The organism is Pseudomonas gingeri (assembly GCF_013385425.1).
Taxonomy (GTDB): domain Bacteria; phylum Pseudomonadota; class Gammaproteobacteria; order Pseudomonadales; family Pseudomonadaceae; genus Aquipseudomonas; species Aquipseudomonas gingeri_D.
In genome coordinates this window covers 122,197-147,497 of the sequence record NZ_JACAQA010000032.1, presented here as the reverse complement: position 1 = coordinate 147,497, position 25,301 = coordinate 122,197, and the positions used below count along the sequence as shown (strand labels likewise).

Sequence of the window (25,301 nt, the reverse complement as noted above, 5' to 3'; positions counted from 1 at the left end):
GTTGCCTCAAACGCCCTAAGGTCTCGAAAGTCTTGTTTTCATTAGCACGGGTGCGAACCAGCTGACCGACTGGGTCAGCACGAAGACACCGAAGACTGCTATCGGCGCCAATGGCTTCACACCTGCGAACGTCAGTGCAAACAGCACTGCCGTCAAAATCAATTTACCCGCCTCGCCGGCATAAAAAGACCGGACGATGGACTGGGCTGCTCGGGCGCCGGAAAACCGAAAGGCCCTGTGAGCAAAATACACATTGGGGAGCAAGGCTATCAGGCCTCCGCAGAGTCCTGAGTATCCGGCAACGACACCGCGCCATTGCCAAAGCGCCACAGCGGCCACCAGCAAAACGACAAACTGGGCCAACAAAACCGGAAATACCGCCAAGCGATGGAACGGCAACCTGTTTGGCCTGCGGGTTTCCATCACTCACGCTCCTCAAGGGTCGGCTGCCAACCATCAATAACTTGGCATAAATTGTGCCGACAAAATGCGCGCAGAGTATAGGGGCGGTTCAGCCCCTATTCAACTGTCGGGTAGTGATTTCCGACTGCTCGCTACATGAGGAAATGTTTCAGCAGATTTAGCGGATATGGGCGAGTACCCCTTGTAGTTCATCCAGGGAGTTATAGCGAATCACCAGTTGGCCTTTTCCTTTCTGGCCGTGGCGAATCTGCACCGAAGAGCCCAGCCGCTCTGCCAGGCGCTGTTCCAGGCGACTGATGTCCGGGTCGACCTTGGCGGGCTCGACAGGCTCCTGTTTGCCGCTCAGCCACTGGCGAACCAGTGCCTCGGTTTGGCGCACCGTGAGACCCCGTGCGACAACATGTCGCGCCCCTTCGACCTGCCGGTCATCCGGCAAACCGAGCAAGGCCCGGGCATGACCCATTTCCAGGTCGCCGTGGGACAACATGGTCTTGATCACTTCCGGCAACGCGATCAGGCGCAGCAAGTTGGCCACGGTCACGCGGGACTTGCCCACGGCTTCGGCAACCTGTTGCTGGGTCAGCTGGAATTCCTGCTGCAAGCGCTGCAGGGCCACGGCTTCCTCGATCGGGTTGAGGTCTTCGCGCTGGATGTTCTCGATCAGCGCCATGGCGATGGCGGTTTCGTCCGGCACATCGCGGACCATGGCCGGAATGGTTTCCTGCCCGGCCTGCTGGCTGGCGCGCCAGCGGCGTTCGCCGGCAATGATTTCAAAGCGACCGCCGCCGACGGGGCGTACCACGATCGGCTGCATCACGCCCTGGGCCTTGATCGACTGCGCCAGTTCTTCCAGTGCCTGGGGGTCCATATCGCGGCGCGGCTGGTACTTGCCGCGCTGGATCAGGTCCAGCGGCAGGTGCTGCAACTCCCGTTGATCGGCCTGGACGGCCTGTTCTTCCAGCGAACTGACAGTCGGACCACTCAGCAGTGCATCCAGTCCACGTCCGAGACCTCGTTTCTTGACGGCCATGGGGATTCCTTAAGTTGCCGGAGCTGCGGTGCGTGAAGGGCGGCGTTGACGACGAACCATCTCGCCCGCCAGGGCCAGGTAGGCCACGGCGCCACGGGATTGTTTGTCGTATGCCAGCGCTGGCATGCCGTAGCTGGGAGCTTCGGCCAGACGGATGTTGCGCGGGATCACGGTGTCGTACAGCTGATCACCGAAATGTTCCTTGAGCTGTGCGGAAACGTCGTTCATCAAACTCAGACGCGGGTCGTACATGGTCCGCAGCAAGCCTTCGACTTTCAGCTCCGGATTGAGCAACTCGGCGATGCGCTTGATGTTATCCACAAGGTCGCTGAGTCCTTCCAGGGCAAAGTATTCGCACTGCATGGGGATAATTACCCCATCGGCGGCCACCAGCGCATTGAGGGTCAGCATCGACAGCGACGGCGGGCAGTCGATGAGGATGAAGTCGTAATTCTCGCGAATCGGCGCCAGGGCGTTGCGCAGACGGCTTTCCTTCATCTGCATTTCCAGCAGCACCACTTCGGCCGCCGTCAGGTCGCGGTTGGCCGGCAGCAGTTGATAACCGCCGTGCTCGGAGAAGTGCATGGCCTGGGCCAGGTCGCATTCGCCAATCAGCACATCGTAGATGGAGTTTTCCAGGCCGTGCTTATCCACACCGCTACCCATGGTGGCGTTGCCCTGTGGATCGAGGTCGATCAGCAGCACCCGACGCTTGGTGGCGACCAGGGATGCTGCGAGGTTGATGCAGGTGGTGGTCTTGCCCACGCCACCTTTCTGGTTCGCTATCGCGAATACCTTAGCCATTCTTGCTTGTGTTCCCAATCATGCCGTGCGGCGCAGTATCAGCAGATGGCGTTGGCCTTGGCAACCGGGTACGGCCAAGGCGTGTTCGCTATCGAGGTGGAAGTCTGCCGGCAATGCTACCAGCTCATCGGCGGGATGGACGCCCTTCATTGCCAGCCAGCGTGTATCAGCGTCGCCGAGGTGGCGAGTCCAGCCGGTGAAGTTCTCCATGCTGCTGAAGGCCCGGGAAATGATCCCGTTGAACGGCTGCGGCGGCTGGAAGGCTTCGACCCGGCTGTGGATAACTTGCAGGTTATCCAGTTTGAGTTCGAGTTTGACCTGGGTCAGGAAACGGGTTTTCTTGCCGTTGCTGTCCAGGCAGGTCACTTGTGAATCGGGAAACAGGATCGCCAGGGGTATCCCCGGCATCCCGCCGCCACTGCCGACATCGAGCCAGCGGCCGTTTTCGACGAAGGACATCACGCTCAGGCTGTCGAGCAGATGGCGCGAGACCATTTCGTCGGGATCGCGAACGGCGGTGAGGTTGTAGGCCTGGTTCCATTTGATCAACAGGGCCAGATAACCCAGCAGCAAGGCGTGCTGGGTTTCACTCAACTCGATGCCGAGCTGGCGGGCACCTGTGGATAACTCTTCTGCGTGTTGCGAAGTAACCAACGAACTCAAGCGCTTTGCTCCAACTGACGGCCGGCGCCGCGTTTTTTCAGGTGAATCATCAACAGGGAAATCGCCGCCGGCGTCACACCGGGGATCCGCGAAGCCTGGCCCAGGGTCTCCGGACGGGTTGCGCTGAGCTTGCTCTGGATCTCCTTGGACAGCCCGGAAATACCGGTGTACTCGATATCCACAGGCAGCTTGGTGTCTTCACTGGCGCGCAGACGAGCGATTTCGTCCTGCTGGCGATCGATATAACCGGCGTATTTGGTCTTGATCTCGACCTGCTCGGCGACTTGCGGATCCTCGGCGCCCTGCCCGGTCACGGCGACCAGACCAGCGTAGTCGATTTCCGGACGGCTCAGCAGGTTCAGCAAATTGTATTCGTGGGTCAGCGGCGTGCCGAACTTTTCGGCAATGGCATCGCCCTGCTCGGTGCCCGGGCGGACCCAGGTGCTTTTCAGGCGCTGTTCTTCCAGCTCGATGCTTTCGCGTTTCTTGCAGAAAGCGGCCCAACGCACGTCGTCGACCAGACCCAGCTCGCGACCTTTCTCGGTCAGACGCAGGTCGGCGTTGTCTTCGCGCAGGATCAGACGGTATTCGGCGCGGGAAGTGAACATCCGATACGGTTCCTGGGTACCGAGGGTAATCAGGTCGTCGACCAGCACACCGATGTACGCCTCGTCGCGACGCGGACACCAGCTGTCCTTGCCCTGGGCGCGCAATGCGGCGTTGGCCCCGGCGAGCAAACCTTGGGCGCCGGCTTCTTCGTAACCGGTGGTGCCGTTGATCTGCCCGGCGAAGAACAGACCGCCGATCACCTTGGTTTCCAGGCTGTACTTCAGGTCACGGGGATCGAAGTAGTCGTATTCGATGGCATAACCGGGACGCACGATATGGGCGTTTTCCATGCCGCGGATCGATTGGACGATCTGCAACTGCACGTCGAACGGCAGGGATGTGGATATCCCGTTCGGGTACAGCTCATGGGTGGTCAGGCCTTCGGGTTCGATAAAGACCTGATGGCTTTCCTTGTCGGCAAAGCGATGGATCTTGTCTTCGATGGACGGGCAATAACGCGGACCGATGCCTTCGATCACCCCGGAATACATCGGCGAACGATCGAGGTTCGCAGCAATGATTTCGTGGGTGCGGGCATTGGTGTGGGTAATCCAGCAACTGACCTGCCGTGGATGCTGCTCTTTCGAGCCCATGAACGACATCACCGGGATCGGTGTATCCCCAGGTTGTTCGGACATCACCGAGAAATCCACGGAACGACCGTCAATGCGCGGTGGCGTACCGGTTTTCAGGCGGCCGACACGCAATGGCAGTTCCCGCAGACGTTGGGCCAGGGCAATCGACGGTGGATCACCGGCACGGCCGCCGGAATAGTTCTGCATGCCTATGTGGATAAGTCCGCCGAGGAAGGTCCCGGTGGTCAAAACCACGGATTCGGCGAAGAAACGCAGGCCCATCTGAGTGACGACACCACGGACCTGGTCCTGCTCGACGATCAGGTCGTCAGCGGCCTGTTGAAATATCCACAGGTTCGGCTGGTTCTCCAGGATCTCGCGTACAGCCGCTTTGTACAGAACGCGGTCGGCCTGGGCGCGGGTAGCGCGCACGGCTGGGCCTTTGCGGCTGTTCAAGACACGGAACTGGATACCGCCCTTATCGGTGGCGATGGCCATCGCGCCGCCGAGGGCATCGATTTCCTTGACCAGATGGCTTTTGCCAATCCCGCCGATCGCGGGGTTGCAGCTCATGGCACCGAGGGTTTCCACGTTATGCGTCAGCAGCAGGGTTTTTGCCCCCATGCGTGCGGACGCCAGTGCTGCCTCGGTACCGGCATGACCGCCGCCGATGACGATCACTTCAAAACGGGAAGGGAAATCCACCACGCACCTCGTGCCTGCTTCAAGTAGGTAATTAGGAATAGGGTCGGCCCACTTTTTTGAGCCAGGTCGTCAAGTATAGGGACTTCCCCCCTCCTAAAGAACCCTTTGCACAAAATTTAACCAGCTGTGGATGACTGGCGGATAATAGAAATTAAAAAGAAAGAAATTTATAAGATCTTTGTTTTTATGTTTATTCTTAGTGGGCACCCTTTCTGTGGATAAGGTGCTACAGGCCTTATTTATCAATGTGTACAGAGATTCAAAAGTCTGTGGTCATGTGGTCACGAGGGTTTGGGATAACCGGCCTGAGCCTGTGGATTAAACCGGTGGTTATCCACAGACGGGTTCATCCTCAGTTTTCAGGCCCTGTTATCAACCGAGCTGAGGCGGGGTTATTCACAGGGCTTAATCCACAGAAAAACGTCTGATGGGGTAAATCCCAGACAGCCGAAAGCCGCCGGAACGATCTGGAATCATCCGGCCGGCAAAGAAATGTAGGAGCGAGAGCGATCTTAGGGCGCCGCAATACCTGACGTAGCGGCATTCGATCTTGGGAACACAACGAAACCTGTAGGAGCATGGCTTGCCAGCGAAGCTTTTAGCGATCTCAGGAACGCTTTCGCGGGCAAGCCCTGTTCCTACAAGGGATACGGTTGCTGCAGGTAAGACTATTTACCGATGCAGAAGCTGGAAAAGATCCGCCCCAACAGGTCATCCGAGCTGAATGCGCCAGTAATCTCGCCGAGGAACTGCTGAGCGTGACGCAGATCCTCGGCCAACAGCTCGCCAGCACCCGCCAAGGTCAACTGTGCGTGACCGTGCTCCAGGGCCGCACTGGCATGCCGTAGGGCTTCCAGATGGCGGCGACGGGCGCTGAAGCTGCTTTCGGAGGTCTGTTCATAACCCATGCAGGCCTTGAGGTGCTCGCGCAACAGCTCCAGTCCCTCGCCACCGACCTTGGCGCTCAAGCTGATGGTGACATGGCCATCTTCGCTGACTTCCATCGCCATGGCCTCGCCACTCAGGTCAGCCTTGTTGCGGATCAAGGTCACCTTGGCCGGATCAGGCCGCTGTTCGAGGAATTCCGGCCACAAGGCAAAAGGATCCACAGCCTCCGGCGCCGTTGCATCTACTACCAGCAACACCCGATCGGCCTCGCCAATGGCCTTGAGCGCACGTTCCACGCCAATTTTTTCCACTTGGTCGTCGGTATCCCGTAAACCGGCGGTATCCACCACGTGCAGGGGCATGCCGTCGATGTGGATATGTTCACGCAGAACATCGCGGGTGGTGCCGGCAATCTCGGTGACGATCGCCGCCTCGCGTCCGGCCAGGGCATTGAGCAGGCTGGATTTTCCGGCATTCGGCCGGCCGGCAATCACCACCGTCATGCCGTCGCGCAACAAGGCACCCTGCCCGGCTTCACGCATCACTGTGGATAACTCGTTGCGCACCGCATCGAGCAAGGCCAGCACATGACCGTCGGCAAGGAAGTCGATTTCTTCCTCGGGAAAGTCGATGGCCGCTTCCACATAGATCCGCAGGCCGATCAGTTGCTCGGTGAGGTTATGCACACGCATGGAAAAGGCGCCTTGCAATGAACGCAGGGCATTGCGGGCTGCCTGTGCGGAACTGGCCTCGATCAGATCGGCAATCGCCTCGGCCTGGGCCAGGTCGAGTTTGTCATTGAGAAAGGCCCGCTCGCTGAATTCACCTGGCCGGGCCAACCGACAGCCCAGCTGCAGGCAACGTTGCAGCAGCATATCCAGGACCACCGGACCACCGTGGCCCTGCAGCTCGAGCACATCTTCACCGGTAAAGGAGTTCGGACCCGGGAAATACAGCGCGATGCCTTCATCGAGCACATCACCGCTGCCATCCAGGAACGGACCGTAGTGGGCGTAGCGCGGTTTCAACTCGCGACCGACGATGGCCAGTGCCGCGGTGTGCGCCAAAGGCCCGGAAATTCGGACAATACCGACCCCGCCACGGCCCTGGGCAGTGGCAACGGCAGCGATGGTTTCCCGAGGAATGCTCATGACGCAGGTCTCGACACTAGGAAATGACAGATAGCAAAACGCCCCACTAGGGGGCGTTTTGAGTGGTTATCCACAGAGTAGGTTACGCAGTGGCTTTCTTGGTAGCCGCTTCGATCTTACGTGTGATGTACCACTGTTGGGTGATGGACAGGCAGTTGTTCACAACCCAGTACAGCACCAGACCTGCAGGGAACCACAGGAAGAAGAAGGTGAAGATGATCGGCATCAGCTTCATCACCTTGGCCTGCATCGGATCCGGCGGAGTCGGGTTCAGACGCTGCTGGATAAACATGGTTGCGCCCATGATGATCGGCAGGATGAAGAACGGATCCTTGATCGACAGGTCGGTAATCCACAGGATGAACGGTGCCTGGCGCATTTCAACGCTTTCCAGCAACACCCAGTACAGGGAAAGGAAAACCGGCATCTGCACCAGGATCGGCAAGCAGCCGCCCAGTGGATTGATCTTCTCTTTCTTGTACAGCTCCATCATGGCTTGCGACATTTTCTGCCGGTCGTCGCCATGTTGCTCTTTCAGTGCCGCCAGTTTCGGCGCCACGGCACGCATGCGCGCCATCGATTTGTAGCTGGCCGCCGACAATGGGAAGAACAGACCCTTGATCAGCATGGTCAGGACAATGATCGAGAAGCCCCAGTTACCCAGCAGGCTGTGGATATGTTGCAGCAACCAGAAGATCGGTTGGGCGATAAACCACAGGATGCCGTAGTCGACCGTCAATTCCAGGCCTGGGGACAACTGTTTCAGCACGGCTTGGCTTTTCGGGCCGGCGTACAGAATGGCGCTGGTCTCGGTTTTCTGGCCTGGGGCCAGGGTCAGCGAAGGACCGGTGTAGCCAATGATGTAGTTGCCTTGGCTATCCTTGCGCGTGGTCACGACATTGCTGTCGCCCTTGGCCGGAATCCAGGCGGTCACGAAGTAGTGTTGCAGCCAGGCAACCCAGCCACCTTGAACGGTTTCCTTCAGCTGGCCCTTGTCGATATCTTTCATCGACACTTTTTTGTACGGCTCCGAACTTGTCCACAGGGCGGCGCCCAGGTAGGTCGCGGTACCGGTGGCAGTGCTGGAGGATGGATCGACGCTGTTGTCACGTTTCAGCTGGGCGAACATCGCACCCGACCAGGGCTGGGCGCTTTCGTTGTCGATCAGATAAGACACGGTTACGTCATACAGGCCGCGTTTCAGGGTGAAACGCTTGATGTAATTGACGCCGTTCTCGCTGAATTTCAGGTCGACGGACAGTTGGTCCTGACCGTCAGCCAGTTGATAACTTTTCTGTGCCGAAGCGTACAGCGGGCGACCGGCCGAACTTGCATCCGGGCCGTTGGCGCCAATCAGGCCGCTCTGGGCCAGGTAGGTACGCTCGCCACCGTTGTCGAACAACTGGAAAGGAATTTCCGGATGGTCCTGACGACGTGGATAAAGCGGCAGCTTCAGCTGGGCAACATCCCCACCTTTTGGATCGATAGCCAGGTCGAGCACATCCGTTTTGATATGGATGAGGTCGTTGCTGGCAGCCACCGGCGCTTCAACAGGTGCACTGGTGTCATTGGCTGCACGTGGAATGTCATCACTGGCGCTTGTTTTGTTGCCAGCTACCGAGTCCGGCAAGCCGGGAACGGTGGTGCTGGAAGCGACATTCTGGGTCGGCAGGGCAGCCTGACCGTAGTCCTGGTTCCATTTGAGGACCCCGACATAGGTCACGATTGCCAGGGCGACGATCAGGATCGTGCGTTTGATATCCATGATTACTCGGCCATCGAAGAAGAACGGGAGGTAGGGATTGGTGGAACCGGGTCATAACCACCGGCATTCCACGGATGACAGCGACCTAAGCGACGAACGGTCAGCCAGCCACCGCGCAGGAGTCCATGAGTTTCGATGGCTTCATACGCGTAGCAAGAACAACTGGGGTAGAAACGACAGTGATTGGCCATCAAGGGACTGATGGCATAGCGATAAAACTGGATCGGAACGAGGGCCAGTTTACGCATCTGGGCTGTCTACCCCCACAGTTTCGGTTTTGACTACAGGTGCCGCTGGCGCCGTACGGGCCAAGCGTTTCCAGAGTTTGCCGAAATGCTGGATCAATTCAGGGTTTTCGATATCGCCCAGACCTTTGCGCGCGACGATAACGATGTCCCAGCCGACCAGTGAATCCTGGTGCAGTCGGAACGACTCGCGCATCAGACGTTTCAGGCGATTGCGCTCAACGGAGAGCTTGACGCTCTTTTTACCGATAACCAGCCCCAGACGGGGATGATCCAGATCGTTGTTGCGCGCAAGGAGCAGGAGATTTTTCCCCGGAACCTTGCCGGTGGGGGAGTCAAAGACTGCCTTGAAATGCCGAGGAGTAAGCAGACGCTTTTCCCGACTGAAGTCCTGACTCACCACCCGCGCCGGATTATCAAACTGCCAGACGAGCACGGCCTTTGGCGCGGCGACGCGACAGGACGGCACGACCGTTTTTGGTGGCCATGCGAGCACGGAAGCCGTGGGTGCGGGCGCGTTTGATAGTGCTGGGTTGGAAAGTACGTTTCATGGCGTTGCTACCTGGTTCGTCACAACGGGCCGGAATGGCCCCCGTTTTAAGAGACCGGGGATTCTAGAGAAAGCAAGCCCGCAGGTCAATTTCCAACCAGCTTTTACTTCATATAGATATTCGGCCCGATCTGCCTGGTACCCACCATGACCTAGATATAAGAATAAAGAAGGGAATTATTTAAAGCTTTTCTGTAAAGCTTATAGAAGCTTAGGAGGCCATTACCTGTGGATAAGTACCTTGAGGCCATGAAACACCTACTGTACAGAGGATGACAACTGGGTGGGTAAGCGGTGCTCCGCCTGTGCCGCGCTGTCGGATAAGCTGTGTGTGGAATGCCATGTTATCCACAGGCCAGTTACCCACAGACTTTCGCCCCCACTTGTGCAACGCCCTCAGGGGCGGTTATCCACAGAGCTTATGCACATACCATTGGTCGCTTTGTCCACCGATAAGCGGTTGATTCTTCAGGTTGTCCCTGCAACCTACATGTGGATAAGTGCTCGGCCTGCCGGTACAATGGCCGCTTGTTTTTGCCTCACCGGCTTTCAACTTAGGGGATATCCGTGTCAGTGGAACTTTGGCAGCAGTGCGTGGAGCTTCTGCGTGATGAGCTGCCTGCCCAGCAATTCAACACCTGGATCCGTCCACTACAGGTCGAAGCCGAAGGCGACGAGTTGCGTGTCTATGCACCGAACCGTTTTGTGCTCGACTGGGTCAACGAAAAGTACCTGGGACGTTTGCTCGAACTGTTGAACGAGCATGGCAACGGCCTGGCGCCTGCGCTTTCCTTATTAATAGGCAGCAAGCGCAGTTCCGCTCCGCGTGCCGCGCCCAATGCCCCGTTGGCCGCCGCGGCTTCCCAGGCCATGGCCGCCAGTGCTCCGGCGCCCGTTGTGGTGACTGCCACGCCGACCGCGCAGCCGGCACCGACCCCGAAGACCGCGGTCGAGGTCAGCCAGGAACCGTCCCGCGACAGCTTCGATCCGATGGCCGGCGCCAGTTCGCAACAGGCCCCGGTGCGTGCCGAACAGCGTACTGTCCAGGTAGAAGGCGCGCTCAAGCACACCAGCTACCTGAACCGCACCTTTACCTTTGAGAACTTCGTCGAGGGTAAGTCCAACCAATTGGCCCGGGCCGCGGCCTGGCAGGTGGCGGATAACCCCAAGCACGGCTACAACCCGCTCTTCCTTTATGGCGGCGTCGGCCTGGGTAAGACCCACTTGATGCACGCCGTGGGTAACCACCTATTAAAGAAGAACCCGAATGCCAAGGTGGTCTACCTGCATTCGGAGCGTTTCGTCGCGGACATGGTCAAGGCTTTGCAGCTCAACGCCATCAATGAGTTCAAGCGCTTCTACCGTTCGGTGGATGCCTTGCTGATCGACGACATTCAATTCTTCGCCCGCAAGGAACGGTCCCAGGAAGAGTTTTTCCACACCTTCAACGCCTTGCTTGAAGGCGGTCAGCAGGTGATCCTGACCAGCGATCGTTATCCGAAAGAGATCGAAGGCCTGGAAGAGCGCCTGAAGTCGCGCTTCGGCTGGGGCCTGACCGTGGCGGTCGAGCCGCCGGAGCTGGAGACCCGGGTCGCGATCCTGATGAAGAAGGCCGACCAGGCGAAAGTCGACCTGCCCCACGACGCGGCGTTCTTCATTGCCCAACGTATTCGTTCCAACGTCCGTGAACTCGAAGGCGCGCTGAAGCGGGTGATCGCTCACTCGCACTTCATGGGCCGCGACATCACCATCGAGCTGATCCGCGAATCGCTGAAAGACCTGCTGGCGCTGCAAGACAAGCTGGTGTCTGTGGATAACATTCAGCGCACGGTGGCCGAATACTACAAGATCAAGATTTCCGACCTGCTGTCCAAGCGCCGTTCGCGCTCGGTGGCACGTCCACGCCAGGTCGCCATGGCCTTGTCCAAGGAACTCACCAACCACAGCTTGCCTGAAATTGGTGATGTCTTCGGCGGGCGCGACCATACTACGGTCTTGCATGCATGCCGCAAGATCAACGAACTTAAGGAATCCGACGCGGACATCCGCGAGGACTACAAGAACCTGCTGCGAACACTGACCACTTGATGACACCAGCGCAGCTTATTAAGGCAAGGGACTAGACCATGCATTTCACTATTCAACGCGAAGCCCTGTTGAAACCCCTGCAACTGGTCGCAGGCGTCGTCGAGCGCCGCCAGACCTTGCCGGTGCTCTCCAATGTGTTGCTGGTCGTCGAAGGCCAGCAACTGTCGCTGACCGGTACCGACCTGGAAGTCGAGCTGGTCGGTCGCGTCCAACTCGAAGAGCCAGCGGAACCGGGTGAAATCACCGTACCGGCGCGCAAGCTGATGGACATCTGCAAGAGCCTGCCCAACGACGCCCTGATCGATATCAAGCTCGACGAGCAGAAGCTGGTGGTGAAAGCCGGTCGTAGCCGCTTCACCCTGTCCACCCTGCCGGCGAACGATTTCCCGACAGTGGAAGAAGGCCCGGGCTCGCTGACTTGCCAGCTCGCCCAGAGCAAGCTGCGTCGCTTGATCGAACGCACCAGCTTCGCCATGGCCCAACAGGACGTGCGTTACTACCTCAACGGCATGCTGCTGGAAGTATCGGCCGGTATTATCCGTGCCGTGGCCACCGACGGTCACCGTCTGGCCATGTGCTCGATGCAGGCCGATATCGGTCAGCCGGATCGCCACCAGGTGATCGTGCCGCGTAAAGGCATCCTCGAATTGGCCCGCCTGCTGACCGAGCCGGAAGGCAACGTGAGCATCGTTCTCGGTCAGCACCACATCCGTGCAACCACAGGCGAATTCACCTTCACCTCCAAACTGGTGGACGGCAAGTTCCCGGACTACGAGCGTGTTCTGCCAAAAGGCGGCGACAAGCTGGTCCTCGGCGATCGCCAGGCACTGCGTGAAGCCTTCAGCCGTACCGCGATTCTGTCCAACGAGAAGTACCGTGGTATCCGTCTGCAACTGGCCAGCGGTCAGTTGAAGATCCAGGCCAACAACCCTGAGCAGGAAGAAGCGGAAGAAGAAATCAGCGTCGACTACAACGGCGGTTCGCTGGAGATCGGCTTCAACGTCAGCTACCTGCTGGACGTGCTGGGCGTGATGACCACCGAGCAGGTGCGTCTGATCCTGTCCGACTCCAACAGCAGCGCGCTGGTGCAGGAGTCGGACAACGACGACTCCGCCTACGTCGTCATGCCGATGCGCCTGTAACGGTGTCGCGCCTGCCCATGTCCAGCCAACGCTAGATGTCCCTCAGTCGTGTTTCGGTCACCGCGGTGCGTAATCTGCAGCCGGTGACCTTCTCCCCCTCCCCGCGTATCAATATCCTTTACGGCGCCAACGGCAGCGGAAAAACCAGCGTGCTCGAAGCGCTGCATCTGCTCGGGCTCGCGCGCTCGTTTCGCAGTACCCGTCTGCTACCGGTGATCCAGTACGAACAACTCGCCTGCACGGTCTTCGGTCAGGTGGAGTTGGCCGAGGGCGGGCACAGCGCGTTGGGGATATCACGGGACCGCCAGGGCGAATTCCAGATCCGCATCGATGGGCAGAACGCCAAGAGCGCGGCGCAACTGGCGGAAATCCTGCCACTGCAACTGATCAACCCGGACAGCTTCCGCCTGCTCGAAGGGGCCCCGAAGATCCGTCGACAGTTCCTCGACTGGGGTGTGTTCCACGTGGAACCTCGTTTCATGTCGACCTGGCAGCGCTTGCAGAAGGCCCTGCGGCAGCGGAACTCATGGCTGCGGCATGGTACACTTGACGCCGCTTCGCAAGCGGCCTGGGACCGGGAACTGTGCCTGGCCAGCGCCGAAATCGATGAGTACCGCCGCGCTTACATCAAAGTCTTGAAACCAGTCTTTGAGCAAACCTTGAGCGAGCTAGTCGAACTCGAGGGCTTAACGCTGAGCTATTACCGTGGTTGGGACAAAGAGAAGGAACTGAGCGCCGTGCTCGCCTCTTCCCTGCACCGGGACCAGCAAATGGGTCACACCCAAGCCGGACCACAGCGAGCTGATTTGCGTCTTCGATTGGGCGCACACAATGCCGCGGACATCTTGTCCCGGGGTCAGCAGAAACTGGTGGTCTGTGCCTTGCGCATTGCTCAGGGGCACCTGGTCAGTCAGGCCCGGCGCGGTCAGTGTATTTATCTGGTGGATGACCTGCCGTCCGAGCTGGACGAGCAACACCGTCGTGCACTCTGTCGCTTGCTGGAAGACTTACGCTGCCAGGTGTTTATCACCTGTGTAGACCACGAATTATTGAGGGAAGGCTGGCAGACGGAAACGCCAGTCGCTTTGTTCCACGTGGAACAAGGCTGTATCACCCAGACCCACGACCATCGGGAGTGAAGGCATGAGCGAAGAAAATACGTACGACTCGACCAGCATCAAGGTGCTGAAAGGTTTGGATGCCGTACGCAAACGTCCCGGTATGTACATTGGCGACACCGATGATGGTAGCGGTCTGCACCACATGGTGTTCGAGGTGGTCGACAACTCCATCGACGAAGCCCTCGCCGGCCATTGCGACGAAATCAGCATCATCATCCACCCGGATGAGTCCATCACCGTACGCGACAACGGTCGCGGCATTCCGGTAGACGTGCATAAAGAAGAAGGCGTTTCCGCGGCCGAGGTCATCATGACCGTGCTGCACGCCGGCGGTAAGTTCGACGACAACTCCTATAAAGTCTCCGGCGGTTTGCACGGCGTGGGTGTGTCGGTAGTGAACGCCCTCTCCGAATTGCTGGTGCTGACCGTGCGTCGCAGCGGCAAGATCTGGGAACAGACCTACGTCCACGGTGTGCCACAGGAACCGATGCGAACCGTCGGCGACAGCGAAACCACCGGTACCGAGATTCACTTCAAGGCCTCCGCCGAAACCTTCAAGAACATCCACTTCAGCTGGGACATCCTGGCCAAGCGGATTCGTGAACTGTCTTTCCTCAACTCCGGTGTCGGCATCGTCCTCAAGGACGAGCGCAGCGGCAAGGAAGAGCTGTTCAAGTATGAAGGCGGCCTGCGGGCGTTCGTTGAATACCTGAACACCAACAAGACCCCGGTCAACCAGGTGTTCCACTTCAACGTCCAGCGTGAAGACGGCATCGGCGTGGAAATCGCCCTGCAGTGGAACGACAGCTTCAACGAGAACCTGTTGTGCTTCACCAACAACATTCCGCAGCGCGATGGCGGTACTCACCTGGTGGGTTTCCGTTCCGCACTGACGCGTAACCTGAACACCTACATCGAAGCGGAAGGCCTGGCGAAGAAGCACAAGGTCGCTACCACCGGTGACGATGCCCGCGAAGGCCTGACCGCGATCATTTCGGTCAAGGTGCCGGATCCGAAGTTCAGCTCCCAGACCAAGGACAAGCTGGTCTCGTCCGAAGTGAAGACCGCGGTCGAACAGGAAATGGGCAAGTACTTCTCGGACTTCCTGCTGGAAAACCCGAACGAAGCCAAGCTGGTGGTCGGCAAGATGATCGATGCCGCCCGTGCCCGTGAAGCGGCGCGTAAAGCCCGTGAGATGACCCGTCGTAAAGGTGCGCTGGATATTGCCGGCCTGCCGGGCAAACTGGCGGACTGCCAGGAAAAAGACCCTGCCCTTTCCGAACTCTACCTGGTGGAAGGTGACTCTGCTGGCGGTTCCGCCAAGCAGGGTCGTAACCGTCGCACCCAGGCGATCCTGCCGTTGAAGGGCAAGATCCTCAACGTGGAAAAAGCCCGTTTCGACAAGATGATCTCGTCCCAGGAAGTGGGCACACTGATCACTGCGTTGGGTTGCGGTATCGGCCGCGACGAGTACAACATCGAGAAGCTGCGTTACCACAACATCATCATCATGACCGATGCCGACGTCGACGGTTCGCACATCCGTACCCTGCTGCTGACCTTCTTCTTCCGTCAGTTGCCGGAGCTGATCGAGCGTGGCTACATCTACATCGCCCAGCCGCCGTTGTACAAGGTCAAGAAAGGCAAGCAAGAGCAATACATCAAAGACGACGACGCCATGGAAGAGTACATGACGCAGTCGGCCCTGGAAGATGCGAGCCTGCACCTGAACGAAGACGCACCGGGTATTTCCGGTGAAGCGCTGGAACGTCTGGTGAATGACTTCCGCATGGTGATGAAGACCCTCAAGCGTCTGTCGCGCCTGTACCCACAGGAACTGACCGAGCACTTCATCTACCTGCCGGCGGTGAGCCTGGAGCAGTTGGGCGATCACGCCGCGATGCAGGAATGGTTGGCCAAGTACGAAGTCCGTCTGCGTCTGAACGAGAAGTCCGGCCTGGTCTACAAAGCCAGCCTGCGCGAAGACCGTGAACGTAACGTCTGGCTGCCGGAGGTCGAACTGATCTCCCACGGCCTGTCCAACTACGTCACCTTCAACCGCGACTTCTTCGGCAGCAACGACTACAAGACCGTTGTGACCCTGGGCGCGCAGTTGAGCACCTTGCTCGATGACGGCGCCTACATCCAGCGTGGCGAACGCAAGAAAGCCGTGACCGAGTTCAAGGAAGCCCTGGACTGGTTGATGGCCGAAAGCACCAAGCGCCACACCATCCAGCGCTACAAAGGGCTGGGTGAGATGAACCCGGACCAGTTGTGGGAAACCACCATGGACCCAGCGGTTCGCCGGATGCTGAAAGTGACGATCGAAGACGCCGTCGGTGCGGACCAGATCTTCAACACGCTGATGGGCGATGCGGTAGAGCCACGTCGTGACTTTATCGAGAGCAATGCGTTGGCGGTGTCGAACCTGGATTTCTGATCGGGTGTCGAGAAATGGAAAAAGGCCAATGCTTAGCATTGGCCTTTTTTTTTGGTTTGGTAAAGCATTTCGGGATCAGGTTGCAGGAAATCGTTGCCGTGCCATCGGCTGAAAATGCGCCGAAATTAGAGATTGGCAGTCTGCTCATGCAACGGGCCGACTTTCTGCCGACGCTGTCTACCCTGCGCACCAAGACTCCGTTGTTATTTTTATCGGGATTTCAAGCGTAAAGGTCGCCCCCTTACCCACCCCCTCGCTACGCACGGTCAAACTACCGCCCATTTCATGTGCGGCCATCACGCAGCTATGCAGGCCAAAGCCGTGGCCGTCTTTGCGAGTGGTGAATCCATGGGAAAAGATACGTATCAGGTTTTCCGCTGCAATGCCCTCGCCGTTGTCCACGACCTGGATCTGAACGCTTTTTCCTGGCTCCCAATGCACGCGCAAGATGATCTGGTGTTGCCGTCCGGGTACTCCGCTCATTGCATGCTTGGCGTTGTTGATGAGGTTGATCAGTATTTCCAGCACCCGACGCTTGTCCAGCGACAGCACGGGCACTTCGGCCAACTCCCTCAGCACCGTCACCTCATGCGGAGGGGCGCTTATCTTCAGCGCTTCCTCAAACAGATCCTTTAGCTGTACCGGCTCGAGCAAACTGGACGCTCCGGCGTAGGCCTGTTGGGCCGCGACGATACCCTTGATATGGTTGATACCTTTGGTGAGCTGATCCAGCTCTTCGATAATCGCCTCTCGCTCCGCTGTGATGGCCTCCGCCAGCCTGAGCAGATAGTCGGGCAGCATCTTTCCTTTCTGGTCACCGGTAAGAAAGTCGCTCAAATCGTCGACGTGTTCGCTCATCAGATGAGCCACCTTGCCCAGCCCCTGGGCTTTGGAGCCGCGCACCCGGCTGCTGACCAGTTCCGCCGATATATTCACACTGTTGAGGACATTACCGATGTTATGCAGCACGTTGGTGGCGATTTCTGCCATGCCTGCCTGACGGGCCGTGGAAACCAGTTTGGCATGGGTGTTTCTCAATTCGTCATTGACCTTGGCCAGCTGTTGCGGGCTCGGGATCAGCAGTGCCGCAGGGATCAGTTTGATCAGGAGTATGGCGGTGATACAGGAGGCGACCGCGGTAATGGCTTTGATCAGGGCCGAGAGCCAGTAGCTGGGATGCCATATGGTCCATATCTCCATTACATGGGTGCTGCCACACGCGAGGATAAATACCCCAAAGGCAGCGAACATCCAGTCAAACGGGATATCACGCCTTTTCCGGATAAAGTAGACAAGGGTGATCGGGATCGTCATATAGGCAAACGCAATCAGGGTGTCCGAAATAATATTCGTCCACAGCAGTTCAGGTATCCATAAATAGCAGTGCCCATGGGGCATGAATCCGTCGGAACGCAATAAGTTGGTCAGGTAATCCATTACGGTTCTCCCATCTCGTCATGTACTGCGTCCGTGACTCTGGAGCGTGGCCTTCGGATCCTGCATCACATGAAATGTAGTCGAGATATCAATTCTGTCCGTGATAGCCACCCGGTTGCGCGTTGGTGATGTGCCTCTCTTCACGATTTAAAGCAAATTTCCTCTTTTGTATTCAGCAAGCCCGTCTACACTCTAGGGTCTGTGCTGGTAGATGGCATTGTGCCTTATCCCGAAATTGGACGTTTTACCACTATCCGACGACTGACCCTGTGCCATGCTCAAGCAGGTCCGGGTCATGGCGGATAATCTTGTTGTTCAGTGGAGCTTTGTTCAACTGAGTCAGGGAGGAACCCCATGTCGTCATCCGACAATCTGCAGACTTTGCGGCCTATCCCCCAGGCCGGCGCTTTCTTTTGGATGCCCCTGGTCCCCGCTGCCTGTGCTGTGTGCGTGCTGCTGCTGAGCGACTGGCGTCCCGCCAACCTGGCCTGGTCGGCCGGCTTGTTGCTGGTGGGCGGTTTCGTTGGATTCCTGAGCCAGCGCCACTACCGGCAATTATCGGCCCGGATGTTGAGTGACACCCAAGCCGCCCAGACCACCACCGACACGGCACCCACCGGTGGCCTGGAGGCGGTCTGCCTCGAAGCCATTCCCATCTGGTCCCGGCAAATCGAAAGCTCACGCACCGAGACCGAAACCGCCATCATTGAACTGACCAGCCGTTTCAGCGCCATTGCCGAACATCTGCAACAGACCGTTGATAACTCCCAGGCGACGGCGGGCGATCTGGCCGACCACAACCAGGGCAGTGCATTGGAGGTCCTGGCCCAGAGCGATGCCGAGTTGCTGCATGTGATCGAGTCGCTCAAAACCATTCAGAAAAGTCGCGACGAGATGCTGGTACAGGTCCGCAACCTCACCGGCTACACCGGCGAACTGCGGGCCATGGCCGGTGAAGTGGCGGCCATCGCCCAGCAGACCAACCTGCTGGCGCTCAACGCCGCCATTGAAGCCGCCCGCGCCGGGGAAGCCGGGCGTGGCTTTGCCGTGGTGGCCGATGCGGTGCGGACCCTATCCAGCCAATCCAGCGAAACCGGGCAGAAAATGTCCGCCAAGGTCGACATCATCAACGGCGCCATCACCCAACTGGTGGAGGCCGCGGCCAGCAGTACCGATCACGACAAGGATTCGGTGGCCGAGTCGGAAGCCAGCATCCAGGGCGTCCTGGAACGCTTCAAGAGCATCACCGGCCAACTCTCCGAATCCGCGGCCCTGCTGCAACGCGAAGGCCTGGGGATTCGCGACGAGGTCACCGAAGTGCTGGTCAACCTGCAATTCCAGGACCGGGTCAGCCAGATCCTCGCCCAGGTCCGCAACAACATGGAAGCCCTGCTCCGTCACTTGCGCGAAGCCCAGGTGCCGGGTTCCACGGTGGTGGTCGATGCTCCCGCCTGGCTGGCGGAAATGGAGCTGACCTACGCCACCGATGAACAGCGGCGCAATCACCGCACGGGCAAGGTCAACGTCAATAAACCCACGAGTACCCAGGAAATCACCTTCTTTTAGGAGCCGGTCATGGCAAAAAATGTAATGGTGGTCGACGATTCAAGCAGTGTTCGTCAGGTAGTCAGCATCGCGCTCAAAAGCGCGGGATACGACGTAATCGAAGCCAGTGACGGCAAGGACGCCCTGGGCAAGCTGACCGGGCAGAAAATTCACCTGATCATCAGCGATGTGAACATGCCGAACATGGACGGCATCACCTTCGTCAAGGAGGTGAAAAAGCTGCCCAGCTACAAATTCACCCCGATCATCATGCTCACCACCGAATCCCAGGAAAGCAAGAAGCAGGAGGGACAGGCTGCGGGGGCACGGGCCTGGGTGGTCAAGCCGTTCCAGCCGGCGCAGATGCTCGCCGCCGTATCCAAGCTGATCCTGCCCTGAGCCCGGGCACTACCAGGACCGGGCAAACAGGGAGATTCGCGCATGCCGATCATTTTCCAAGCAGACACTTCGACTCCACACCTGGGGATCGAAGGCGAGATGACCATCTATACCGCCGCAGAACTCTATGGGGAACTGGCGCCATTCCTGACGCTGGGCAGCCCCCTGGAGATCGACCTCTCGCAGGTCACTGAAATCGATGGCGCGGGCCTGCAACTGTTGATGCTCGCCAAGCGTGAAACCTTGCGTACGGGCGTTGCGCTGCAACTGAGCGGACACAGCCCGGCAGTGCTTGAGGTATTCGAACTCTGCGACCTGGGCGGGACGCTGGGGCAGCCGTGATCCAGGGCTACAAGCTTCCGCGGTTCTCTGACCCCGGGGCGATAAAAAGGACTCTATCGTGACGATCAATCTCGACCAGGCACAGCAGACTTTCATCGTCGAAGCACGCGAGCTGCTTCAGGACATGGAGTCATCGTTGTTGCAGCTGGAGTCCGAACCCGATGACAACGATGCCATCGGCGCGATCTTCCGTGCGGCGCATACCATCAAGGGGTCCGCCGGACTGTTCGGCTTGAGCCCCATCGTCGGGTTTACCCATATCGTCGAAGACGTGCTCGATCGCTTGCGCGACGGGGCCATCCAGGTCGATGGCGAGTTGATCGCCCTGCTGCTCAGAAGTGCCGACCATATGCTGGAGCTGGTTGAGGTCGTGGCCGGCGCGGGTGAGGCGATGAGCGACAGCGCCCAGGAGCGTGAGGTGGCGCTGCGCCAGGGATTGCAGAAGTACCAGGCCGTCCGGGCGGCGTCTGTGGTGCCGGCATTGATCGATATCCCGGTGGCCCAGCCGGTACCCGGCCAGGACTCGGTCAGCTCCGGCTATTGGCACATTTCCCTGCGTTTCGGCGCGGATGTGTTTCGCAATGGCATGGACCCGCTGTCCTTTCTTCGCTACCTGAATACCCTGGGCGAGATCGTCCATATCGTCACTCTCGCCGATACCCTGCCCGCCCTGGAGCTGTTCGATGCCGAGAGCTGTCACCTGGGCTTCGAGATCGACCTTGATTCCGATGCCAGCCGTGAAACCATCGCCGAGGCCTTCGATTTCGTGCGTGACGACTGCCAGATCCATATCCTGGCGCCCCACAGTCGAATGGAAGAGTACCTGCGACTTATCAACGCACTGCCTGAAGAACCGGCTCGACTGGGGGAAATCCTGACCCGATGTGGCGCACTGACGACCAAGGAACTGGAAGACGGTTTGCGCGCCCAGCGCGAGCATGCCGAGGCGGCCGGGACAGCGGCCATGCCACTGGGGGAAATCCTGATTGAACAACGGGTGGTCGAACCGGCCGTGGTGCAGTCCGCACTGGAAAAACAGGGCCGGCAGCGCGAGCAGCCCCCCCAGGCTACGGTGGTCGAGGCTCGCTTTGTCCGGGTCAATGCCGACAAGCTGGACGAGCTGATCAATCTGGTGGGCGAACTGGTCATCGCCAGCGCCGGGGCCAACCTGTTGGCGCGCGGCAGCTCGAACGGGCCGTTGCAGGAATCCACTTCGGTGGTGTCGGGACTGGTGGAGGAAATCCTCGACGGCGCGTTGCACCTGCGGATGATCCCCATCGGCGACACCTTCAACCGTTTCCGCCGAGTGGTCCGGGATGTCAGCCAGGAACTGGGCAAGGACATCGAACTGCTGATCAGCGGTGCCGATACCGAGCTGGACAAGACCGTGGTGGAAAAAATCGGCGATCCGCTGATGCACCTGCTGCGTAATGCGATGGATCACGGCATCGAATCCCCGTCGCTGCGCGAGGCCGCCGGCAAGCCCGCCAAGGGCCGGTTGCAGCTCAACGCCTTTCACGATTCGGGCAGCATTGTCCTGGAAATCGCCGACGACGGCGCCGGGCTGAACCGCGACCGGATTCTGCAAAAAGCCGTCGAGCGCGGCCTGGTCCCTGTCGGGGCGAACCTGACGGACCAGGAAATCTACAATCTGATTTTCGAAGCAGGGTTTTCCACCGCCGAAGCGGTGACCAACCTGTCCGGGCGCGGCGTGGGCATGGATGTGGTCAAGCGCAACATCACCCTCTTGCGTGGCACGGTGGATCTGGATAGCCAACCCGGACAAGGCACGGTCATTCGTATCCGCCTGCCGTTGACCCTGGCGATCATCAACGGATTCCTCGTGGGCATCGGCCAGATCCACTACGTGGTGCCGCTGGAAATGGTCCAGGAGTGCATCGAGTTGAGTGCCGGGCAGCGTCAGAATCTGGCGGGTAACAACTACCTGGACCTGCGCGGGGAAGTCCTGCCGCTGGTGCGCTTACGCGACCACTTCGATCATGCCGGGCTCAGTCTTCGCCGCGAGAACGTGGTGGTGGTCCGTTGTGCCGAGCAAAAGGCCGGACTGGTGGTCGATGAGCTGCTGGGGGAATTCCAGACCGTCATCAAGCCCCTCGGCAAGCTGTTCAATGCACTGCGTGGCATCAGTGGCTCCACCATTCTGGGCAGCGGCGAGGTCGCGCTGATTCTCGATGTTCCGGCGTTGCTGGGGGAACTGGTCCAGCGTGAAACCCGGCAAGCCGCTGCTTATTCCTTGACCGATAGCAAACCTGGCAACTCAGCCAACCACACCGCACATGGAGGGGCTCTTCAATGAAATGGTTCTACGATCTGAGAATAGCAACCAAGCTCATCGCTTCGTTTCTGCTGGTGTTGGTCCTGATGGCGCTGATGGGAGCATTTGCTGTCATTCAACTGGGCCAGGTCAACCAGACGGCCACCGACATGCGCGACAACTGGCTGCCCTCCGTGCGCCTGTCCTCGGGCATTCGGTTTTTTGTCGCCAACTATCGGATCAAGGAGATTCGTTATCTGTTGGCCGAAGATTCGACGGAGCGAGCTCAGTATGAACAAGAGACTACCGATGCCCGCAAGGAGGTTGACACCCGCATTGTCCGCTATGAGAAGGACGGCCTGATTTCCGGCCCCGCGGAACAAGCGCTGTTCGATACGTTCAAGAACGACTGGGAGACCTACCTGGCCAGCAGCAAGAAGATGCTCGCCGAGTCCCGGCAGGAGGGTGGGCGCGAGCAAGCCATGGCTGTTCTCAGGGGGGACTCGAAGCGAACCTTCGAATTGATATCCGCCGATCTGCTGAAAATAATCGAACTCAACGACACCGGGGCGACGGCCGCCAATCAACGGGGTAACGAGATCTACGCCAACGGACGGATGTCGATCATGGCCGCGGTGATCGTGGCCTTGCTCATTGGCATTGCCCTGGCGTTGTTCATTTCGCGGATCATTGCCACCCCGCTAAAAGCCGCTGCCGGTGTTGCCGGCCAGTTGGCCGAGGGTAATCTGGCGGTAACCATTGCATCGGGTTCCAAGGACGAGACCGGTCAGGTGCTTACGGCGATGCAGACCATGGTCGGCAAGCTCTCGCAGATTATCGGCGAAGTGCGTACCGCCGCCGACAACCTGGCCAGCGCGTCCGAGGAAGTCAGCGCCACCGCGCAGTCCATGAGCCAGGCCACCAGCGAGCAGGCGGCCAGTGTCGAGGAGACCAGTGCCTCCGTCGAGCAGATGAGCGCCAGCATCAACCAGAACACCGAGAACGCCAAGGTCACCGACGGCATGGCGAGCAAGGCGGCCAAGGAAGCCACCGATGGCGGCGACTCCGTGCAGCAGACCGTCCAGGCGATGAAGAAGATCGCCCAGCGCATCAGCATCATCGACGACATTGCCTACCAGACCAACCTGCTGGCCTTGAACGCGGCCATTGAAGCGGCGCGGGCGGGAGAACATGGCAAGGGCTTCGCGGTGGTGGCGGCGGAAGTACGCAAATTGGCCGAACGCAGCCAGGTGGCCGCGCAGGAGATCGGCGAGCTGTCCACCAGCAGTGTCGAAATGGCCGAACGGGCCGGGCATTTGTTGAACGAGATGGTGCCGTCGATCAACAAGACCTCCGATCTGGTCCAGGAAATTACCGCCGCCTCCGAAGAACAGGCCGCCGGCGTGGCGCAGATCAATACCGCGATGAACCAGCTCAACCAGGTCACTCAGCAAAATGCTTCAAGCAGCGAAGAGCTGGCCGCCACGGCCGAAGAGATGAGCAGCCAGGCTGAACAGCTGCAGCAGGCGATGAGCTTTTTCACGCTGGAGGCGGCCAATGCGAGCGTGAACGTGGCGCAAGGCAAATCGCGCGCGGCCGGTGGCATGGCGCGATCGGTCGTACGGGCACCGCAACCGGCCCTGCACAAGAGTTTCGCCCAGGCCGTCGGCCCCGACGAAAGTGAATTCACCCGGTTCTGAGCGACGCCTGGACGCGGACCCTTTTCATGCAGGAGAGCAACATGGGTGCATTAATGACTACCCGCCAGGCGGTGGCGGTGCCAACGCAGGAGGCGCAGTACCTGACGTTCCTGCTGGCCGGCGAAATGTTCGCCATCGGCATCCTGGGAATCAAGGAAATCATCGAGTACGGCCATGTCACGCCAGTGCCGATGATGCCCGCCTTCGTCCGTGGCGTGATCAACCTGCGGGGTGCCGTGGTGCCGGTGGTGGACCTGGGCGCGCGCTTCGGGCAGCAGTGTTCGAGCGTGACCCGGCGCAGTTGCGTGGTGATTATCGAAGCCAGCGATGATGACGGCCGGGCCCAGGATATCGGCTTGCTGGTCGACACGGTGTCCGAGGTGCTGGAAATTCCGGCGGCCGAGGTCGAACCGCCGCCGAGCTTCGGTGCGCGCATTCGCGCCGATTTCATCAGTGGCATGGCCAAGGTCGAAGGCAAGTTCGTCATCGTCCTGGACGTTGACCGGGTGTTGTCGGTGGATGAGATGTCGCAGTTGGCGGAGGCCGGTGGTAGCCACATACACCCGGTGCCGTGAGTGGTGAAGAAGGAGCGTCAGGTTGAACGGCATCAAGCTCGAGGATCGCGAATTCACCCAGTTCCAGACCTGGCTCTACGGGGCGGCGGGCATCAGCTTGTCGGCCGCGAAAAAGGCCCTGGTCGCCGGGCGTCTGTTCAAGCGCCTCAAGCATCACGAACTGGACAGTTATGATGCCTATTTCAAACTGATCATGGGCAAGGAGAACGCTGGTGAGCTGCAGGTGGCCCTCGACCTGTTGACCACCAACGAGACCTACTTCTTCCGCGAACCCAAGCACTTTGACTTCCTGCGCCAACAGGTATTGCCCCGCGCCGCGCCGGGAAAGACCTTCCGGGTGTGGAGCGCGGCCAGCTCCTCGGGCGAAGAACCCTACAGCCTGGCCATGACCCTGGCCGAGGGCCTGGGCAGTACGCCGTGGGAGGTGATCGGCTCGGATATCAGCACCCAGGTATTGGCCAAGGCCCGCAGCGGGCACTATCCGATGGAGCGGGCGAGCAACCTGCCGTCCGCGTTGCTGAGCCGTTATTGCCTCAAGGGCGTTGGTCAGCAGAGCGGCACCTTCCTGATCGACAAGAGCCTGCGTCAGCGGGTGAGCTTTATCCAGGTCAATCTGAACGACACCCTGCCGCAACTGGGGGAGTTCGAGGTCATTTTCCTGCGTAACGTAATGATCTACTTCGATCAGGAGACCAAGCGCAAAGTGGTCAACCGTCTCTTGCCGTTTCTGCGGCGTGGCGGTTATTTCATCATCAGCCACTCGGAAAGCCTGCACGGCGTCAGCGACGCGTTCAAGCTGGTGGCTCCTTCCATCTATCAAAAGCCATGA

At 59.2% G+C, this 25,301-nt stretch carries 22 protein-coding genes; 11 read left to right on the top strand and 11 right to left on the bottom strand.

The annotated features are described in order from the left end of the window. Positions 1 to 15: 15 nt before the first annotated feature. The 10 genes from HX830_RS28380 to rpmH all read right to left on the bottom strand — a co-directional run bounded on the left by HX830_RS28380 (position 16) and on the right by rpmH (position 9,409). Positions 16 to 423 carry a F0F1 ATP synthase subunit I gene (locus HX830_RS28380; RefSeq protein WP_103497162.1) on the bottom strand — a complete coding sequence of 136 codons (408 nt, stop codon included), beginning with the start codon at positions 421 to 423 and terminating at the stop codon, positions 16 to 18. A 157-nt stretch (positions 424 to 580) separates the two neighbouring features. Then, complete coding sequence (locus HX830_RS28375; RefSeq protein ID WP_103497163.1) at positions 581 to 1,453, bottom strand: ParB/RepB/Spo0J family partition protein; 873 nt, start codon at positions 1,451 to 1,453, stop codon at positions 581 to 583. Positions 1,454 to 1,462: 9 nt separating this feature from the next. Beyond that, positions 1,463 to 2,257: a ParA family protein gene (locus HX830_RS28370; protein WP_103497164.1), complete on the bottom strand. Its 795-nt coding sequence runs from the start codon at positions 2,255 to 2,257 to the stop codon at positions 1,463 to 1,465. Between the two features lie 18 nt (positions 2,258 to 2,275). Continuing rightward, the gene (gene rsmG, locus HX830_RS28365) at positions 2,276 to 2,920 is read right to left on the bottom strand and encodes a 16S rRNA (guanine(527)-N(7))-methyltransferase RsmG (protein WP_103497165.1); all 645 of its coding nucleotides are present in this window, start codon (positions 2,918 to 2,920) and stop codon (positions 2,276 to 2,278) included. Continuing rightward, positions 2,917 to 4,809 carry a tRNA uridine-5-carboxymethylaminomethyl(34) synthesis enzyme MnmG gene (gene mnmG, locus HX830_RS28360; RefSeq protein ID WP_100939917.1) on the bottom strand — a complete coding sequence of 631 codons (1,893 nt, stop codon included), beginning with the start codon at positions 4,807 to 4,809 and terminating at the stop codon, positions 2,917 to 2,919. Before mnmG ends, rsmG begins: the two co-directional genes overlap by 4 nt. Before the next feature lie 668 nt (positions 4,810 to 5,477). Next, positions 5,478 to 6,848, bottom strand: a complete 1,371-nt coding sequence (gene mnmE / locus HX830_RS28355; RefSeq protein WP_177103998.1) for a tRNA uridine-5-carboxymethylaminomethyl(34) synthesis GTPase MnmE — start codon at positions 6,846 to 6,848, stop codon at positions 5,478 to 5,480. A gap of 82 nt (positions 6,849 to 6,930) precedes the next feature. Then, positions 6,931 to 8,613 carry a membrane protein insertase YidC gene (yidC, locus tag HX830_RS28350; RefSeq protein ID WP_177103996.1) on the bottom strand — a complete coding sequence of 561 codons (1,683 nt, stop codon included), beginning with the start codon at positions 8,611 to 8,613 and terminating at the stop codon, positions 6,931 to 6,933. 2 nt (positions 8,614 to 8,615) lie between these two features. Continuing rightward, positions 8,616 to 8,861, bottom strand: coding sequence for a membrane protein insertion efficiency factor YidD (yidD, locus tag HX830_RS28345; protein ID WP_100939920.1), 246 nt, complete (start codon positions 8,859 to 8,861; stop codon positions 8,616 to 8,618). After that, positions 8,854 to 9,261, bottom strand: coding sequence for a ribonuclease P protein component (gene rnpA, locus HX830_RS28340; RefSeq protein WP_177104019.1), 408 nt, complete (start codon positions 9,259 to 9,261; stop codon positions 8,854 to 8,856). The genes yidD and rnpA overlap by 8 nt, the downstream gene beginning before the upstream one ends. Positions 9,262 to 9,274: 13 nt before the next feature. Then, on the bottom strand, positions 9,275 to 9,409 hold the full coding sequence (rpmH, locus tag HX830_RS28335; protein ID WP_003213577.1) for a 50S ribosomal protein L34: 135 nt from the start codon (positions 9,407 to 9,409) through the stop codon (positions 9,275 to 9,277). Positions 9,410 to 9,975: 566 nt separating this feature from the next. Between rpmH and dnaA the strand changes: the two genes are divergently transcribed. The 4 genes from dnaA to gyrB are packed head-to-tail and all read left to right on the top strand — an operon-like array spanning position 9,976 to position 16,199. After that, positions 9,976 to 11,496, top strand: coding sequence for a chromosomal replication initiator protein DnaA (gene dnaA, locus HX830_RS28330; protein WP_103497169.1), 1,521 nt, complete (start codon positions 9,976 to 9,978; stop codon positions 11,494 to 11,496). Positions 11,497 to 11,534: 38 nt separating this feature from the next. After that, complete coding sequence (gene dnaN, locus HX830_RS28325) at positions 11,535 to 12,638, top strand: DNA polymerase III subunit beta (RefSeq protein WP_177103994.1); 1,104 nt, start codon at positions 11,535 to 11,537, stop codon at positions 12,636 to 12,638. 35 nt (positions 12,639 to 12,673) lie between these two features. Beyond that, positions 12,674 to 13,777, top strand: coding sequence for a DNA replication/repair protein RecF (gene recF / locus HX830_RS28320; RefSeq protein ID WP_100939924.1), 1,104 nt, complete (start codon positions 12,674 to 12,676; stop codon positions 13,775 to 13,777). 4 nt (positions 13,778 to 13,781) lie between these two features. Then, positions 13,782 to 16,199 (top strand): DNA topoisomerase (ATP-hydrolyzing) subunit B, encoded by a 2,418-nt coding sequence (gene gyrB, locus HX830_RS28315; RefSeq protein WP_103497171.1) that lies wholly within the window; start codon positions 13,782 to 13,784, stop codon positions 16,197 to 16,199. 177 nt (positions 16,200 to 16,376) lie between these two features. Here gyrB and HX830_RS28310 read toward each other — a convergent pair whose 3' ends face one another. Beyond that, positions 16,377 to 17,636, bottom strand: a complete 1,260-nt coding sequence (locus tag HX830_RS28310; RefSeq protein ID WP_177103992.1) for a sensor histidine kinase — start codon at positions 17,634 to 17,636, stop codon at positions 16,377 to 16,379. A gap of 354 nt (positions 17,637 to 17,990) precedes the next feature. On the opposite strand from HX830_RS28310, the gene HX830_RS28305 reads away from it, so the two are divergent. The 7 genes from HX830_RS28305 to HX830_RS28275 are packed head-to-tail and all read left to right on the top strand — an operon-like array spanning position 17,991 to position 25,301. Further along, positions 17,991 to 19,202, top strand: coding sequence for a methyl-accepting chemotaxis protein (locus tag HX830_RS28305; RefSeq protein ID WP_152736574.1), 1,212 nt, complete (start codon positions 17,991 to 17,993; stop codon positions 19,200 to 19,202). 9 nt (positions 19,203 to 19,211) lie between these two features. Beyond that, a complete protein-coding gene (locus HX830_RS28300) occupies positions 19,212 to 19,580 on the top strand; it encodes a response regulator (RefSeq protein ID WP_040071872.1) in 369 nt (122 codons plus the stop codon). A gap of 42 nt (positions 19,581 to 19,622) precedes the next feature. Continuing rightward, the gene (locus tag HX830_RS28295) at positions 19,623 to 19,922 is read left to right on the top strand and encodes an STAS domain-containing protein (RefSeq protein WP_177103990.1); all 300 of its coding nucleotides are present in this window, start codon (positions 19,623 to 19,625) and stop codon (positions 19,920 to 19,922) included. A gap of 58 nt (positions 19,923 to 19,980) precedes the next feature. Next, entirely contained in the window at positions 19,981 to 22,239 is a 2,259-nt protein-coding gene (locus tag HX830_RS28290) for a chemotaxis protein CheA (RefSeq protein ID WP_177103988.1), read from the top strand. Then, the gene (locus HX830_RS28285) at positions 22,236 to 23,897 is read left to right on the top strand and encodes a methyl-accepting chemotaxis protein (RefSeq protein ID WP_103497176.1); all 1,662 of its coding nucleotides are present in this window, start codon (positions 22,236 to 22,238) and stop codon (positions 23,895 to 23,897) included. The genes HX830_RS28290 and HX830_RS28285 overlap by 4 nt, the downstream gene beginning before the upstream one ends. Positions 23,898 to 23,938: 41 nt before the next feature. Continuing rightward, the gene (locus HX830_RS28280; RefSeq protein ID WP_103497177.1) at positions 23,939 to 24,472 is read left to right on the top strand and encodes a chemotaxis protein CheW; all 534 of its coding nucleotides are present in this window, start codon (positions 23,939 to 23,941) and stop codon (positions 24,470 to 24,472) included. A 22-nt stretch (positions 24,473 to 24,494) separates the two neighbouring features. Further along, positions 24,495 to 25,301 carry a CheR family methyltransferase gene (locus tag HX830_RS28275; RefSeq protein WP_152736573.1) on the top strand — a complete coding sequence of 269 codons (807 nt, stop codon included), beginning with the start codon at positions 24,495 to 24,497 and terminating at the stop codon, positions 25,299 to 25,301.

Excerpts from the sequence above, each read along its gene's own strand:
- yidC (WP_177103996.1), bottom strand. The coding sequence starts at position 8,613 with ATGGATATCAAACGCACGATCCTGATCGTCGCCCTGGCAATCGTGACC.
- HX830_RS28310 (WP_177103992.1), bottom strand. The coding sequence starts at position 17,636 with ATGGATTACCTGACCAACTTATTGCGTTCCGACGGATTCATGCCCCAT.
- recF (WP_100939924.1), top strand. The coding sequence starts at position 12,674 with ATGTCCCTCAGTCGTGTTTCGGTCACCGCGGTGCGTAATCTGCAGCCG.
- gyrB (WP_103497171.1), top strand. The coding sequence starts at position 13,782 with ATGAGCGAAGAAAATACGTACGACTCGACCAGCATCAAGGTGCTGAAA.
- yidD (WP_100939920.1), bottom strand. The coding sequence starts at position 8,861 with ATGCGTAAACTGGCCCTCGTTCCGATCCAGTTTTATCGCTATGCCATC.
- rpmH (WP_003213577.1), bottom strand. The coding sequence starts at position 9,409 with ATGAAACGTACTTTCCAACCCAGCACTATCAAACGCGCCCGCACCCAC.
- HX830_RS28280 (WP_103497177.1), top strand. The coding sequence starts at position 23,939 with ATGGGTGCATTAATGACTACCCGCCAGGCGGTGGCGGTGCCAACGCAG.
- dnaN (WP_177103994.1), top strand. The coding sequence starts at position 11,535 with ATGCATTTCACTATTCAACGCGAAGCCCTGTTGAAACCCCTGCAACTG.
- HX830_RS28300 (WP_040071872.1), top strand. The coding sequence starts at position 19,212 with ATGGCAAAAAATGTAATGGTGGTCGACGATTCAAGCAGTGTTCGTCAG.
- HX830_RS28375 (WP_103497163.1), bottom strand. The coding sequence starts at position 1,453 with ATGGCCGTCAAGAAACGAGGTCTCGGACGTGGACTGGATGCACTGCTG.
- HX830_RS28285 (WP_103497176.1), top strand. The coding sequence starts at position 22,236 with ATGAAATGGTTCTACGATCTGAGAATAGCAACCAAGCTCATCGCTTCG.
- HX830_RS28295 (WP_177103990.1), top strand. The coding sequence starts at position 19,623 with ATGCCGATCATTTTCCAAGCAGACACTTCGACTCCACACCTGGGGATC.
- HX830_RS28380 (WP_103497162.1), bottom strand. The coding sequence starts at position 423 with ATGGAAACCCGCAGGCCAAACAGGTTGCCGTTCCATCGCTTGGCGGTA.
- HX830_RS28370 (WP_103497164.1), bottom strand. The coding sequence starts at position 2,257 with ATGGCTAAGGTATTCGCGATAGCGAACCAGAAAGGTGGCGTGGGCAAG.
- HX830_RS28305 (WP_152736574.1), top strand. The coding sequence starts at position 17,991 with ATGTCGTCATCCGACAATCTGCAGACTTTGCGGCCTATCCCCCAGGCC.
- mnmE (WP_177103998.1), bottom strand. The coding sequence starts at position 6,848 with ATGAGCATTCCTCGGGAAACCATCGCTGCCGTTGCCACTGCCCAGGGC.